The sequence below is a fragment of the Erythrobacter sp. S57(2025) genome (genome assembly GCF_057365055.1).
Map to the genome: position 1 here is coordinate 2,763,080 of NZ_CP200299.1, position 14,574 is coordinate 2,777,653.

General features: G+C 55.2%; 11 protein-coding genes and 1 tRNA gene. 6 read left to right on the forward strand and 6 right to left on the reverse strand.

Annotation, left to right across the window (positions count from 1 at the left end; genetic code table 11):
- Positions 1–54 precede the first annotated feature (54 nt).
- Positions 55–744 (reverse strand): PilZ domain-containing protein, encoded by a 690-nt coding sequence (locus tag AC0V6N_RS13175; protein WP_486172001.1) that lies wholly within the window; start codon positions 742–744, stop codon positions 55–57.
- A gap of 279 nt (positions 745–1,023) precedes the next feature.
- Here AC0V6N_RS13175 and AC0V6N_RS13180 point away from each other — a divergent pair, with 279 nt between their 5' ends.
- A complete protein-coding gene (locus tag AC0V6N_RS13180; protein ID WP_486172002.1) occupies positions 1,024–1,647 on the forward strand; it encodes a TetR/AcrR family transcriptional regulator in 624 nt (207 codons plus the stop codon).
- Positions 1,648–1,681: 34 nt separating this feature from the next.
- Here AC0V6N_RS13180 and AC0V6N_RS13185 read toward each other — a convergent pair whose 3' ends face one another.
- Positions 1,682–4,204: a TonB-dependent receptor gene (locus tag AC0V6N_RS13185; protein ID WP_486172003.1), complete on the reverse strand. Its 2,523-nt coding sequence runs from the start codon at positions 4,202–4,204 to the stop codon at positions 1,682–1,684.
- A 189-nt stretch (positions 4,205–4,393) separates the two neighbouring features.
- On the opposite strand from AC0V6N_RS13185, the gene AC0V6N_RS13190 reads away from it, so the two are divergent.
- Genes AC0V6N_RS13190 through AC0V6N_RS13200 form a run of 3 tightly spaced genes read left to right on the forward strand, consistent with a single transcriptional unit; the run spans position 4,394 to position 8,744 of the window.
- Complete coding sequence (locus AC0V6N_RS13190) at positions 4,394–5,452, forward strand: VOC family protein (protein WP_486172004.1); 1,059 nt, start codon at positions 4,394–4,396, stop codon at positions 5,450–5,452.
- A 12-nt stretch (positions 5,453–5,464) separates the two neighbouring features.
- Positions 5,465–6,223 carry an SDR family NAD(P)-dependent oxidoreductase gene (locus AC0V6N_RS13195; protein WP_486172005.1) on the forward strand — a complete coding sequence of 253 codons (759 nt, stop codon included), beginning with the start codon at positions 5,465–5,467 and terminating at the stop codon, positions 6,221–6,223.
- A 37-nt stretch (positions 6,224–6,260) separates the two neighbouring features.
- On the forward strand, positions 6,261–8,744 hold the full coding sequence (locus AC0V6N_RS13200; RefSeq protein ID WP_486172006.1) for an outer membrane protein assembly factor BamB family protein: 2,484 nt from the start codon (positions 6,261–6,263) through the stop codon (positions 8,742–8,744).
- Here AC0V6N_RS13200 and AC0V6N_RS13205 read toward each other — a convergent pair.
- A complete protein-coding gene (locus AC0V6N_RS13205) occupies positions 8,741–9,736 on the reverse strand; it encodes an alpha/beta fold hydrolase (RefSeq protein ID WP_486172007.1) in 996 nt (331 codons plus the stop codon). The genes AC0V6N_RS13200 and AC0V6N_RS13205 overlap by 4 nt on opposite strands.
- Before the next feature lie 307 nt (positions 9,737–10,043).
- A tRNA-Leu gene (locus AC0V6N_RS13210) sits at positions 10,044–10,130 on the reverse strand.
- Positions 10,131–10,269: 139 nt separating this feature from the next.
- On the opposite strand from AC0V6N_RS13210, the gene AC0V6N_RS13215 reads away from it, so the two are divergent.
- On the forward strand, positions 10,270–11,958 hold the full coding sequence (locus tag AC0V6N_RS13215) for a cation:proton antiporter domain-containing protein (protein WP_486172008.1): 1,689 nt from the start codon (positions 10,270–10,272) through the stop codon (positions 11,956–11,958).
- A 12-nt stretch (positions 11,959–11,970) separates the two neighbouring features.
- On the opposite strand, the gene AC0V6N_RS13220 is transcribed toward AC0V6N_RS13215, so the two are convergent.
- Together AC0V6N_RS13220 and AC0V6N_RS13225 are read right to left on the reverse strand one after the other, a co-directional pair.
- Entirely contained in the window at positions 11,971–12,252 is a 282-nt protein-coding gene (locus tag AC0V6N_RS13220; protein ID WP_486172009.1) for an integration host factor subunit beta, read from the reverse strand.
- A gap of 233 nt (positions 12,253–12,485) precedes the next feature.
- A complete protein-coding gene (locus AC0V6N_RS13225) occupies positions 12,486–12,824 on the reverse strand; it encodes a GntR family transcriptional regulator (protein WP_486172010.1) in 339 nt (112 codons plus the stop codon).
- Positions 12,825–13,002: 178 nt separating this feature from the next.
- Between AC0V6N_RS13225 and AC0V6N_RS13230 the strand changes: the two genes are divergently transcribed.
- A complete protein-coding gene (locus AC0V6N_RS13230; protein WP_486172011.1) occupies positions 13,003–14,574 on the forward strand; it encodes a peptide MFS transporter in 1,572 nt (523 codons plus the stop codon).

Genomic DNA, 14,574 nt, shown 5'->3' on the forward strand with positions numbered 1-14,574 from the left:
AATTGCACCTCAACTCCGCAGAATTCCTTATGTCTTGGTCCAGCGCAGTATCGATTATTGCGGATTAATCAGACTTGGGCACTGAATTAACGCCACAAAGCGTGCAAAATCACCCAGCGTGAGCGTGTCGTCAAAGACCACGCCATAATGCTGTCCGCGCCGCCAGCGAACTTTTGCCCGGACCTCTCGCAACGCCAGACTGGGGTCAACACATTCAATCGTAAGCGCCTGATCAATCGCAAACATGTTCTCACATTCAAAGCGGGCGCCCTGCTGGGAAAAGTTTTCGACCACTGCCTCGCCTGATTGCGTGAGCGTTTTGATCTTGATCGGGAAGAACACGCCGATGCGCAGGCCGCGCTTTGGGTATTCGCTTGATTCGTGAACCAAGCGATCAATGTCGATCTCTTGAGTAAATTCGAAACCAGCCTCGTTCTCGCGCTCCCACACATTGCGTAACGGATAAACCCCGCCGCCCGGCATATGGAGCTCCAGATCATCTCCGGTTGGCGCAGCGTGGAAAAGCCGCACGCTCACCCCGGTCGCAGACACATCGCGCAAAACGCAAACAAACTCGCCGTGGGAGGATACGAGCTTTGCCGCCCGGATGAGCAAAGTGAATCGCGGCGCGCGGCGCGCTTCGGCACCATCTTGCGAGTCATCGGCCGCAAGATGGCTGGTCTCGACAGTCGCTTCTGCGTCGCTCCCCTCAATCAAGGGCTTTTCCAGAGCTGCTTTATCCATCGTTTTGGTGCCTGCGTGCGACTTATTCCTAGAGGACGGTGCGCGTGCTTGAGTGATCCGGTTGCTTTAAGGCACGGCATAGGGACCCAAGGGTTAAATCCGGAATAACAGCGGCCTTGGTGTGAGCGTGGTGCAGGTGACACACAAAGGTGCGGGATTGATCAGACTATCAAAGGCCGCCATTGTGACGTTTCAACAATCACGTTTGTAACGATTGGACAGCCAATAGATACCGCAAAACCATCCGCAGTGGCTCGTCGTTTTGGTCGCGAGAAGCGCATGTCGATGATCCTCGACAGTGCGGCATCTCTCATCGTTGAGCAGGGTACAGCTGACTTGTCTTTGGAGGCGATTGGCGAACAGGCTGGCGTAAGCAAAACTCTGATGTACCGATATTTCGGTACGCTTATCGCGTTGCTCAAAGCTCTTTTGAACCGAGAGTATCGGCATCTGCGCTCAAAACAGCTCGAAGCGGCAGAAAGTGCCGATACCTATGGCGATCTAGTTCGCAAAGTCACCCGCGCCTATCTGCTATATATCGAGGAGCGCGGCCTGATCATCGATCGACTTCAGGCCTATCCCAATATCTCGCAAGCGCAGGACCCCACACACTACAACCGCGAGCCGTCGGTTCAGTATTTCTCAGAGATGACGGCTGAGCTGTTTGATATTCCCATGGACGTCGCGGTAGCGTCAACCGAGATTTCTTTTGGGATGCCAGCCGCCGCAGGAGAATTCCTTGTTCGCAGCGGGATGGATCGACAGCTGATTGAGGACATCACTGTGTCGATGATCCTTGGCAGCGTGCATGGTCTGCGAACGGACATGTTGGGCCAGCAACGCAAGGTAAAGCCGCCATCACAAGTGCTGAAATTGCCGGTTGTGAAAAGAGCCGCAGAGTGAACACGATGTCACCCTGCGGCCCGCTAGAGAAGGGTTAAAACCGGTACCGGATAAGGCCGCCATAGGTGCGTGGCTGATTGCGGAAACCTACGAGCGAACCCGGTTGACCAACAGCGGGCGAAACCGCGTTCAGATATGCCGCATCAGTCAGGTTTCGACCCCATAACGAGGCTTCGAAGCCATTGGCCAAGCCCAGCGTGACCGATGCATTCAGGTTTTCGACCGCACGTTTGAAAGTCGACAGCCCGTTTACAAGGGCCACGTTGCTTTCCATCTGATAATGAGTGTGCAAACGAAGCGACGCATCATCGCCCACATCCACCGTGTAGGTGGCCCCCACCACAACGGACCATTCGGGCACGCCGGAAGGACGCTCACCGCTCAAATCTGCTGGCACAACGGTGAAGTTTGGCGAAAGAGCATTCCCATCGGGAAAGCTGTCAAACAGCGAGTCCAGATAGGTCAGTCCAGCTGTGAACGTGAGCTCAGGTATCGGTGAGATTTGAGCATCGAATTCAAATCCCCGCACCGACTGTTCATCAGCGTTGCCAAGAATAAAGCCGGTGCCTGTGAAGACGTTGGCCTGGAAGCCTTCCAGCGTTTGGTCAAAAACGGCGAGATTGAAGGAGAAGCCGTCCCACCGGCCCTTTACACCGATCTCGTATACTTCCGATTCTTCAGGACCGGCAAACCGCGATCCCGTGGCCAGATTAGGCACTGCCAATCCGGCATCACGGATAGGCGATGCAGGGGGCGCAGGCGATTGGAATGGAGAACCCGGAATGAAGTCGGCAGCAAATGGGAGGCTGTTGGCGGACAGATTGAAAGAGGATGCTTTGAACCCAGTCGCATAGGTCGCGTAAAGGCTTACATTGCTAGAGGCATCGTAGGATAGCCGGAACGTGTAGGACAAATCCTGATCGTCCGTGCGCCCGTCTTCGACCGCATTTGGAAAGTTCAGATAGGGTGGGTTAAACTGCAATCCACGCAGCCCAAGGAACGGGTTGGTTGCAGGATCAGAGGCCAACACACTTGCGAGCGCAGGAGGCGCACCTTGCGCGACGGCGGCGTTGAAGCCCGCCTGAACCAAATCAATGCTAGAAAAGACATCGGTGCTGATGTTGTTGGACACTGCCCGTTTTTCGTCTTCGGTGTAGTTGGCACCAACTGTGAAAGTCAGATCATCAGTGATATCAAAATCGACCTGACCGAAAATTGAGAATGAAGTGTTCTCATATTCGTAATCCAGCGTCCGGCCTTGGCCGACTCCACCAAAGCTGCCCGCAGGAATGCCAGGCACTAGCGCTCGCAATGTCGGCTCTAGCGCACTGTAAGCGCCGCCAGTGACCGCATTGGCGAAAAGCAGGAAGCCCTCGCCATTGCCAAACTCTGCGCCCTGATCAATCGTCTCGTGAAATAGAAAGCCGCCGACAAGAAAATTGAGCGGGCCATCGAAATCGGACGCTGCGCGAAGCTCAGCTGTGTAGGTTTCCACATCGATCGTATTGATGTTGGTGCCAATGGAATTGAGACTGGTGAAATCGCTGTCTTGGTTCACGAAGGTGTCGGACCGGCGATACGAGCCGATGCCCGTTACATCGATGGCACCGGTCGACCAGTCACCTTGCAATGACACGCCATAATTCTCGATTTCGTTTGTGGGCGCGAAGTTCACAGTGCTTTGAAGCGAAAGCCCGTCATTCGGGATAAACTGGCCTCCAACCGCGCGGACGACCGCACCAGTGGGACCATCGACCACATTGGTCGCACCACAGCATACTTCATCAATCTTTTCGTAATCTGCAATCAAGCGCAGCTTGAAATCCTCGCTCGGCTTGAAGAGCAGCTGACCGCGCAACCCAAACCGGTCGCGATTGTTGATGTCTTGGTTAATGATGATGTCTTCGATGTAGCCATCGCGCCGATTGTAATTCCCGCCAAGGCTGAAAGCGACCGTATCGCTGATCGGCCCAGTGATGCTCGCTTTGGCAACCACCGCATCGAAATTGCCATAAGAAAGCTCAGCCATTCCGCCGAACTCGAATTGCGGTTCACGCGTGACAATGCTGATGATCCCGGCGGAGGCATTTTTGCCAAACAGCGTGGATTGCGGACCATTCAAAACCTCGACCCGTTCAAGGTCTGGTAGGTCCGAAATCTGTGAAGCTGCACGAGAGCGGTAAACGCCATCGATGAAAACACCAACCGATGGTTCAATGCCGGGGTTCGCACCGCCATTGCCAAAACCACGGATGGAAAAAACTGCAACAGACGAAAGGCTTGTCTGGCTCACTCTGAGAGATGGGGTGAGTGTTTGAAGATCAAGAAGGTCGCGCACTTGGGCATCCTCGATCTGCTCAGCAGAGGTGACGGACACTGCGATCGGGGTCTCTTGCAAAGTCGCCTGACGCTTCGATGCCGTGACGATGATCACATTGTTATCGCCTGCATCTTCTCCTTCACTCGCTTCATTGTCTTGCGCATAGGCAACTGAAGGCATGGCGCAAATTGCAATGCCGCTGATCCCAGCCAGCAGAATTCGATCGATGGTTCTCATTGGGCCCCTCCCCTATTAAGTGACAGTTTTGTCTACTTTGAGCGTAGGAATGACGTGAAATTGAAAGAATGACAAGCGAAATGACGCATTATGTTGACTTCAAGTAAATTAAATTCATAGTGGTGTCTCAAAGCCGCAACAGCAGCGCTTAAGCCCTTGCTGAAAGATGGCTCGTGACAGGAGAGGCCGATGACGACCTGGAAATTGCCACTACTAATCGCTGGAGTTTTGGGTCTGAGCGCATGCGGCCCTCAAACCTCGGAACTGCCTGAAGACTCAGTGATCAAAGGCGTTGGTTGGGTGGGCGCAACGGTCAGCGACCTTGATCGCACCACCACGCTCTATTCAGATGCGATAGATCTTGAGCAGGTCGATGACACGGCAATCACACAAAACGCCGCCTTCGATCAGCTCACCGGCCGCGATAGTGTTGAGGTGCAAACCCGCATGATGCGCAGCGTCAATATGCAAATCCGCTTCATGTCTTTTGCAAACCCATCAGACGCAGCCAAGACCACACCGCCAATGGCCGTCCAAGGCCCTGGCATCATGCATGTCTGCTATCAGGTCGATCAAGAGACGCAGACCTATCAGAAGTTTCTGGCAGGCGGTGCGACCTTCATGGGTAAGGAGGAGATGCAGCAGCTCACGAGCCGCAATCCAGTCTATTACTCCTACTCGCGCGATTTCGACGGGCTGATTGCCGAGATTGAGCATGTCGATATTGCCGCACTCGAACTTCCCGAACCTCCCAAAAACGACCGCCGAATTCGTCACGTTGCACTCGCCACTCCTGACGTTGATCGGCTTGCGGAGTTTTATGCCGTGCTTTTGGGGCAACCCGAATTTCGCCGGCTCGGAAATTTGCCCTTCATGCGGATGGAAGGCGAGAAGTTCGACGCAGTTGCGGGACTTGAGGGAGGCGTAGGCGAGAGCGCTTGGTTCCAGATCCGCAATCTGGAGCTCGAAATATTCCAGTTCCATAGCCACCCCACTCAAGTTCCCGAGACGCCGCGGCCCATCGACGCGTTCGGATACAATATGATTGTCCTTGATGTCTCCGACCTCAATGCTGCCCGGGCCCTGTTTGAAAAGGCTGGTGGCACAATTGTGGTTGAGCGGACCGCGTTCGACGATGGTGAGATCATTTTTGGTCGCGATCCGGATGGCAATCTGATCGGGATGCAGACAGCGCCGACAGATTCGCTCGTCTCCTCACGCAATTTCAGAAACAACGGTATAGAGTAAGGAATTCCTGCAATGTTCGATCTTTCAGGCCACGTTTCCATCGTAACCGGCGGAAACGGCGGACTAGGTTTGGCGTATTGCCGCGGGCTGGTGAAGGCTGGCGCAAAAGTCGCAATCTGGGGCCGCAACGAACAGAAAAATGCCGCTGCTGTGGGGGAGCTTCGTGCAATGGGCGGCGACGTCGAAGCCTATGTCTGCGATGTGACTTACGAGGCGGCCATTGCGGAAACCTTCACAAAAACGATTGAGCGTTTCGGCAGAGTCGATAGCTGCTTTGCCAATGCTGGCGGCGGCGGCTTTCGCGGGCTTTCAAGTCAGGTTGGGCGGCAAGCATGGCTCGACACAATTGACCTTAACTTGATGAGCGTCGTGCAAACCTGGGCCCCTGTCAGCGACTACATGATGGCGAACAAGATACCCGGGCGATTGATCGTTACGTCATCGGTGGCTGCAAATGTCGGCACTGGTGGCAGTGCGGGCTATTCAACCACGAAAGCGGCGGTGAACGGATTGACACAGGCGATGGCGATGGAGCTTGGCCAAGCTGGCATTCGTGTAAACTCGATCCTCCCCGGCTTCATCGAAACTGAGATGTCGCTGAGCGCGAGCCAACAGTTTCAGGATTCAGCCCGGCGTCGCACCGCGATTGGCCGGATCGGGGAGCTAGAAGACATGGAAGGCATCGCCGTGTTCCTGGCATCGCGTGAGAGTGATTTCATGACAGGACAAACCATTGTTCTGGATGGGGGCTTTTCAGTCTTCCCACTTTGAGTAACGGTCAGGCGTCGGACAAAAGAGAGATCATGCGATGAAAATTTCGAGCATCTTGCATTGGATTTTCATCATCATCCTATCGCTGATCGGCGTTTTGTTGACGCTGGGCGGCGGGTTTTTGATCTACCTCACCGGCAGCCCGTATTATCTGCTTGCTGGAATTGCGAGCCTGGCTTTGGTCGTGCTGGTGTTTCGCCGCAGTGACAAAGCGCCAAAGCTTTTTGCTGCCATCCTTGGCATCACGCTGATATGGGCGCTGTTCGAAGCCGAACTCCACTTTCTTGCCCTTCTACCGAGGCTGGCAATGTGGCTAGGATTGGGTGTCTGGTTTCTTACACCTTGGTATCGGCAGACGCTTCGCGCGCCTTCTGAAGATACCGCGGGCGAGCCGCCTGTGCAGCCCACAAGCAGGTGGTGGGTCGGCGGCGCATCGCTCGCTTCCATAGCGGCCCTATCGATCGCAAGCTTGCAAGGTTACGTCCAGAATGGCCAAGGCACAGTCCGAGCCGGCGATGCAATCGCTGAAAGTGACGATTGGCCTCATTATGGAAACACCGAAGGCGGCACGCGCTTTGCCACGGTCGAGGATATCAATGTCGAAACCGTCGGAGGGTTAAAAGAGGTCTGGCGATATCGCACCGGTGTTGAGGAAGACTTTAAGGCCACACCGCTCAATATCGACGGCAGGCTCTACCTGTGCACCGCGCGCAATGTGATGATCGCTATCGACGATGCGACGGGAGAAGAAATCTGGCGCTATGATCACGGCATTCAGCCGCCAATGGAAAACCAATATGCCCGCACCTGTCGCGGAGTTGGCTATCATGAGGCACCCGAGGGATATTCCGGAGAATGCGCCAAACGCGTCGTTACCGCTACGGTCGATGCGACGATCCTCGCTGTCGATGCCGATACGGGAGAGATTTGCACCGACTTTGGCGAGAACGGCGTGGTCGACCTATGGGAAGGCCTCGGTGATGATCACGAACGGTTCGAATATTGGGTAACGTCTTCCCCGCTAGTCGCAGGAGACAACCTCGTGGTTGGCGGGCAAGTCGCCGATACTCAGGATTTGGGGCATCCCTCAGGCGTCGTTCGTGCATTCAATGTCATGACAGGCGAACTGAGCTGGGCTTGGGATCTGGGTAACCCTGACAACAATGGGCCGCCCGCTGAAGGCGAAACATATACACCTGGCACGCCTAATGTCTGGTCGATCATGAGTTATGACGCTGAGTTGGGGCTGATCTATGCGCCAACTGGCAACCCTTCCCCAGACTATTTTGGCGGCATCAGGCGAGATTTTGAAAAGGAATATTCCTCCGCCGTAGTTGCCATTGATGCAGCCACCGGGCGCGAACGGTGGAAGTATCAGACAGTGCACAATGATGTTTGGGACTATGACGTTCCTGCGCAACCTGTTCTGGTGGATGTGCGCGTAGAGGAAGAGCTGATCCCGTCAGTGGCTGTCCCAACCAAGATGGGTGACATCTTCCTGCTGGACCGCCGTGATGGCTCGCCCGTTCACCCCATCCCCGAGGTGCCCGTTCCCCAAGGCAGCGATGTGCCCGGAGAGAAACTGTCGCCAACCCAGCCCGATTCCCCACTGCCGGACTTTCACCCATATCGTCACGAAAAGGACATGTGGGGCCTCACACCGATTGATCAGATGGTCTGCCGGATCGAATATCGCACCATGAATTACGAGGGGATGTATACCCCGCCGTCCATGGTTACGGGCATCACTCAAACAGGGACGATGCTTTATCCAGGCAATTTTGGTGGCTTTAACTGGGGCAGCGTCTCCGTCGATGCAGATAACGGTCTGCTAGTCGCTGCGCCGATGATGCTGGCGCATAGGTTGAGCATGGTGACCAAGGAACAAGTCGCAGAAGCTGGCCCGGTTGCACAGTTCGTGCTCGGCCCGAACCATCCCAATGTCCGCTATTCTGACGATGCGCCCATGCCGGAACTGGGCGAACCCGATCCGAATGACCCTTATGACTTTCGCCGTATTGAGGCATACGGCTATCCGCAGCCATTCATGTCGCGACTGGGCACGCATGTTCCTTGTTTTGAGCCGCCATGGTCGCAGATTGCTGTAATCGACTTGAACACAAAAGAGCTGCTGTGGAGCCGCCCGGCAGGCGACATGAGCCAGTCCGGCCCGTTCAACATACGCTCCGGCATTCCTTATGAGGTTGGAACGGCAGTGCGCGCCGGGACTTTGACCACACGCGGTGGCCTGACATTCCTAAGCTCGACCATGGACGAGAAAGTTCGGGCCTATGACCTTCGCACTGGAGAGGTGAAATGGGAATCGGAGCTACCTGGAAATGGGCTGGCGACCCCCATGACATATCGGTCGCAGCAGAACGGCAAACAGTATCTGATTGTCACGGTGCCCAATCCAACTTGGCGCTATCCGCGTGATCCTGCGACGAACCAATACATCGATTCTCAGGCCGTGGTTGATGGCAAAGGCGGCTATGTCATCGCCTATGCATTAGAGGATTAATCACCAACCGCGTGCGAAGAAGCCGCGATGTGTTCTTCAATCGCTGCGTTCACTTTGTTGGCCTCTCGCACATGGGGCCAATGCCCGATTCCGGCAAAGATCAGGAGGCTCGACTGATCTGATAAACCGATGAGCCTCTCCATCGTTGCCTCGTTGTAAATCGGATCCTCCTCGCCCCAGATATACAAAGCTGGCATTGGTACCCGAGCATCGCGCGACGGCCAAAAGTCGCTCTCAGTCACATCATTGGGATGCGGTATATTGGCCCGATACCAGTTGATATGAGCGTTGATGCGCTTGGCATCGCTTGTGGCCTGTCGGAACAGATCCCCTTCTTCCTGTAAAAGCATCCCATCTTCAACCAAAGGGCGATAGGCGCCATCATAAATCGTGTCCGATGTGCCAAGCAGGACGAGAAGCGGGGGATTGGCTAGCTTGAAGCGTTCCACATAGTTCGCACTCTCGCGTGCCTTCGGATCGCTTTCGAGGGCGTACAAACTGGCGTTGATCGCAGGGGCGCTGATCCCGGTCACGGATAAAACGCGGTCCGGATAACGCTGCGCTAAGCCGATAGCGAAGGCCGATCCCCAATCATGCCCAACGAGATGAAAGCGCTCTTCTCCCAACTCGTCCAACAAGGCGGCAACATGCGCGCTCATCTCCTCAAGCTGGTAGGGCTTTGGGTCCGAGGGCGCATCTGATTTGCCTGCGCCAAGACCGTCAATCGCGATAACTCGGTGATTGCCGCTGAAATACTCTATCTGACGCACTGTTGAGAGCCAAAAAGAGGGAAAGCCATGCAGGAACACAATCGGTTCGCCGTCGCCTGCCTCGACATAATGCAGTGAGTGACCTTCGTGCTCGAAGTAGCCTTCGCTGTACTGGACGCCATTTGGCGCGCGTGCATTAAGCAACTCGACTGCATCATCAGGGTTCTTGCGCTCAACCGTAATGGGCAAAATCGCCCAAACATATGTGGTCAATCCGGCCACTAGGATCGCCAGCAGCAGCCCAATACCTATTTTTTTAGCCCAAGAAATGCCTATTCCCCGCCATATTCGAGCCCTCGATACTGGACCAAGTAGACTTCGAGTCAACTTATTTCGATGGCGTCGCCCGGCCTTGGAGCGAACGGATTGCGCCAATCATTCTTGCAAAATTGGCCCCCTTCAATGGCGGCCCCGTCAAAAAGCCGAACAAAGCATAATTTGGCATGCTGGGTTTGCCTCAGGTCCCACAGCGCAAGCACACGTGAACCTCAGACCACAGAACAGAATTGAAACGTATCGAGCTAGAGTGTGGTGCGGGTGGTGGGACTCGAACCCACACGATCTATAGGATCAGGGGATTTTAAGTCCCCGGCGTCTACCATTCCGCCACACCCGCTGCTGGCCAAGATTGACTGGCCAATGTTTGCGAAAAGCGCGATAGCCAGCGCAGCGCGCCGGGGCAACAGGACTTGTGCGCAATACTGATGTAAACCATCTCAGCACATCAGGGTTCAAACCATAGCAAGGACACTAAATTGGCCGGCGAAAGTGTTCACGATGCTCATTCCGTGGTTGCAACCATCCAGCCAGCGATAACGTTGCTGGGTCTAGGCATCGGCGCTGCGCTGCTTTCGCGCGCCGTCCGGTTGAACCCCATTGTTGGATATTTGGGCCTAGGACTGGCTCTTGCAGCGCTGGGTTTTGCGGACAATTTCAGCGGACCGATTGTGGCAACCCTGGCCGAAGCGGGCGTGATGTTCCTGCTGTTCAACCTTGGTTTGCATTTCTCGCTTGGCAAAATTCGGGCAGAAGCTGCGAACATTTTCGGATTTGGCACTTTGCAAATGCTAGTGGCGGGTGGAGGGTTCTCCGCACTGTTTTTGGCATTTGGCCTGCCTTTGGCGTTTTCGATCATTGGCGGATTTGCGCTTGGCCTATCCTCTACCGCGGTTGTTATCGGATTGGTGAGAGAACGTGACCAAGAAGACTGCCCGGTTGGAAGAGCGGCCCAGTCGATCCTGATTTTCCAAGACATTGCTGCGATCCTTCTGTTGGTTGCCGCAGGATCCCTCAGCTCTGGCGGTGCGATGGCCCCAGCGCTTGGCCTTGCAGGACTCAAGGCATTGGCAGCCTTCGCGATAGCGGTTGCATTTGGACGCTACCTCACGGGTCCATTGTTCAAGGCTATTGCGCGTGTTGGCAGCAGCGAGGTCTATACAGCCACCGCGCTCTTCATCGCCTTGGCGGCAGGATGGGCGACAGGGCTGGCGGGCCTTTCCCTGACACTGGGTGCTTTCTTGGGCGGTATGGCGGTTGCCGATTCGCGCTATCGGATCATGGTCCAGACAGAGATTGACGCGTTTCGCGGACTGTTTCTGAGTTTCTTCTTCATTTCGGTAGGGCTGTCGATCGACCCGGTGCTGTTGTCGCAAAACTGGCTATGGGTCATCGCCGCTGCGGCTGGGCTCATCACGCTTAAATGCCTGTTCAACGTGCTAGCAGGACTGGCCAATCGCTGGTCTGTCCCAGGGTCTATCCAGCTTGGTTTTCTGCTTGGACAGGGCAGCGAATTTGCCCTGATCATCTTTGCCCTGCCAGCTGTCGCAGGCTTGGTGGAGCCGCGCTTTATCTCGATCATCGTCACGGCGATTGCGGTCAGTCTGGCGGTTACTCCCCTTATTTCAAATCTTGGACGCAAATTGGCAGGCAAATTGCGTCAGGGACCAGCTGATGAAAAAATGGACGGCGACGACGCGCCAGTGGTCATCATTGGCCTTGGCCCATCAGGCCGCGCGGTCGCTGATGCGCTAAGTTTCAATCACATTGGCTATTTGGCAGTCGAGGCCAATGCTCAGCGGTTCGAAACAGCATTGGCCGATGGATATCAGGTTCATCAGGCGAACCCCGCCGATCCACGCAGTTGGGATGCAATGGGAATGGGTAAGCGCGAGGTGATCGTAATCGCCACAGGCAACCTATCCATCTCACGCGAGCTCACCCCGCTTGTGCAGGAACGTTTGCCCAATGTCGCAAGAGTGATCGCGCTACCCGGTCCAGATGCAGTCAGCGAATTCACCGAACTTGGCATGATGCCCGTCGACGTTACCAGCGAACGCGGCAGCGAGCAGATCGTTGAACTTGTATTCCAAGCGCTCAATAGAGAACGCAAGCTGCCAATCGATCAGCAGCTTAGCGACGAAGATCGCGCGTTTGAATTTGCTTAAGCTAGAATACGCCTAGCCGTCGTTCAGGCGCTTGCGAATTTCCTTGCCCGCTTTGAAGTAAGGAACCTTCTTCGCTGGCACCGCAACCGCTTCGCCCGTGCGTGGATTGCGGCCTGTGCGTGCTTCGCGTTCGCGCGTTGAAAACGCTCCAAAACCACGCAGCTCAACACGGCCACCTTCCGAAAGACGCTGCGCAATCTCATCGAAAAAGACGTCGACAACCTGTTCGACTTCTTCTGCGCGCAATTCGGGATTGTCCTTATGGAGCTCTTGTAGAAGCTCGGATCGTATCATGTTGCCCTCCCAGCGTGTCACGCAGACCCTGCTTGCCGCGTATCGACCGCTGCGGACCTTTGGCCCGCTGTTCAAATAAAAGCCCGGACCCGGCGGGCAGCACTCTGAGAATGTAACTGCCAGAATGATGGTTTCCTCGCAAGGATCAGAGCAAAATTTGTTAGCCCCAAATTGACCAAGACAGCCCAAAAACGCACCACTTTGACACGTTGCCAGCACTAAAACGCCGCAATTTAGCTCTGTTCGACTAGGTCCGCTGGTTTAAGCCCAAGCCGCGCCATGCGTGCTTTAATCTCAGGCCATTCCTCACGCAGAAACAGGTCACGCTCGCGCTTGCGAAGCAATTCCGCCGCGCCTTTGACCACATACATGCCAACACCGCGTTGCACTTCGACAAGGCCATCGCTTTGAAATTGCTGATAAGCTTTCGCAACGGTTAGCGGATTGGCCCCTTGCTCGGCCGCCAAAGCGCGCACCGATGGGAGCATCGCACCTTCGGCATAAACACCTTGGATAATGGCGGCGGCGATCTGATCGCGCAGCTTGAGATAGACGGGTTTTGACTGGTTCATGGCATACTCTCTAGGTGCCTCAGTGACATAATACAGCCATGCGCGTCAAGTTTTCACTAGCCAAGCAAGATTGCACATGCGGCGCGAAACAAAAGCTTCACACATGGCATTTGGGCGCTAGGGTGCAGCAGATAACAGCCTGGGAGGGACCGGGCGATATCGGGGATATATTTCTGACATGACCACTCAAGCTTTGCCGGACGGCGATAGCGCAGGGACCATCATGGGCCATCCAAAGGGCCTATTCGTCCTCTTCTTCGCGGAGATGTGGGAGCGCTTTTCTTATTATGGAATGCGTGCGCTTCTGATTTTCTATCTAACCAAACACTGGCTGTTTTCTGATAGTGAGTCAGGGATCATCTACGGTGCTTACACCGCACTGGTCTACATCACTCCAGCAGTCGGCGGCTATATGGCTGACAAGGTTCTGGGCCAACGCAAGGCGGTTGCCTTTGGCGCAGTTCTGTTGACCTTGGGCCACTTCTTCATGGCATTTGAAGGGGAGCCTGCTGCTGGCAATTCGGACAATCCGATCATCTATGTGTTCTGGTTGGCCTTGGCATTGATCATCGTGGGTTCCGGCTTCTTGAAAGCCAACATTTCGGTGATGGTGGGCCAGCTTTATCCGCGCACCGACGTGCGCCGCGATGGTGCCTATACGATTTTCTACATGGGAATTAACTTGGGCGCCGCTATCGGCTCGCTGCTTTGCGGATACATCGGCGAGACTTATGGCTGGGCTTATGGCTTTGGCCTTGCTGGCATTGGCATGCTGGCAGGTCTGATCGTTTTCACGCTCGGCAAAGGCCTGCTTTTGGGTCGCGGTGAACCACCTAAGCCACTCGCCAAAGGCACTGAGTGGAGCATGTATGCAATCGGCTTTGGTCTTGTCGCGATCTGTTGGCTGCTGATCCAGTATCAGTCCGTTGTTGGCTTCTTGCTGGGCGGCTTTGGTCTCATTTTGGTCGGCTATGTGATCGGCACCGCTGTGATCAAGCTGCCAAGCGAGGATCGTGACCGCATTTTTGCAGCGATGTTCCTGATTGCGACTTCGATCGTCTTCTGGGCGCTCTTTGAGCAAGCCGGGTCATCGCTCAACCTGTTTACCGATCGCCACGTGGATCGGGGTGGTGTGCCCGCATCGACTTTCCAGTCGATCAACGCCATCTACATCATCCTGCTTGCGCCTGTCTTCGCAACGCTTTGGACGTTCCTTGGTCAAAAGGGCCTCGACCCATCCACTCCAATGAAGTTCGGACTTGGCGTTGTTCAGGTTGGTCTTGGCTTCTTGGTGCTGGTCTGGGGCGCACAAAGTGTTGGTATCAACATTCCGACGCCTGTGATCTTCATCTTCCTCATCTACCTCCTGCACACCACCGGTGAGCTTTGCCTCTCGCCAGTTGGTCTGTCAGCGATGAACCGTCTGGCACCTGCGCATATGGCCTCGCTTATCATGGGCACTTGGTTCTTTGCATCGGCAACCGGCAACTTCGCGGCTGGCCTGATCGCAGCAGCGACCGGTGCAGAGGGCGTTGGCGATGCTTCTGGTAAAGAAGTGGTGCTGAGCGTTTACGAAACTGTCGGCCTCTACGCTGTCGTCATCGGCATTGGCGTGATGGTCATCAGTCCTCTTATCAAAAAGCTCATGCACCTCGATACGCTCAAGGATGACGAAGTAACCGAAGAAGCCGAACGCGTCTTTGGTGAAGCACCTGCTGGCGGCGCTGACCCGCACATCACGAAGGCCTAA

Excerpts from the sequence above, each read along its gene's own strand:
- AC0V6N_RS13175 (WP_486172001.1), bottom strand. The coding sequence starts at position 744 with ATGGATAAAGCAGCTCTGGAAAAGCCCTTGATTGAGGGGAGCGACGCA.
- AC0V6N_RS13180 (WP_486172002.1), top strand. The coding sequence starts at position 1,024 with ATGTCGATGATCCTCGACAGTGCGGCATCTCTCATCGTTGAGCAGGGT.
- AC0V6N_RS13185 (WP_486172003.1), bottom strand. The coding sequence starts at position 4,204 with ATGAGAACCATCGATCGAATTCTGCTGGCTGGGATCAGCGGCATTGCA.
- AC0V6N_RS13190 (WP_486172004.1), top strand. The coding sequence starts at position 4,394 with ATGACGACCTGGAAATTGCCACTACTAATCGCTGGAGTTTTGGGTCTG.
- AC0V6N_RS13195 (WP_486172005.1), top strand. The coding sequence starts at position 5,465 with ATGTTCGATCTTTCAGGCCACGTTTCCATCGTAACCGGCGGAAACGGC.
- AC0V6N_RS13200 (WP_486172006.1), top strand. The coding sequence starts at position 6,261 with ATGAAAATTTCGAGCATCTTGCATTGGATTTTCATCATCATCCTATCG.
- AC0V6N_RS13220 (WP_486172009.1), bottom strand. The coding sequence starts at position 12,252 with ATGATACGATCCGAGCTTCTACAAGAGCTCCATAAGGACAATCCCGAA.
- AC0V6N_RS13225 (WP_486172010.1), bottom strand. The coding sequence starts at position 12,824 with ATGAACCAGTCAAAACCCGTCTATCTCAAGCTGCGCGATCAGATCGCC.
- AC0V6N_RS13230 (WP_486172011.1), top strand. The coding sequence starts at position 13,003 with ATGACCACTCAAGCTTTGCCGGACGGCGATAGCGCAGGGACCATCATG.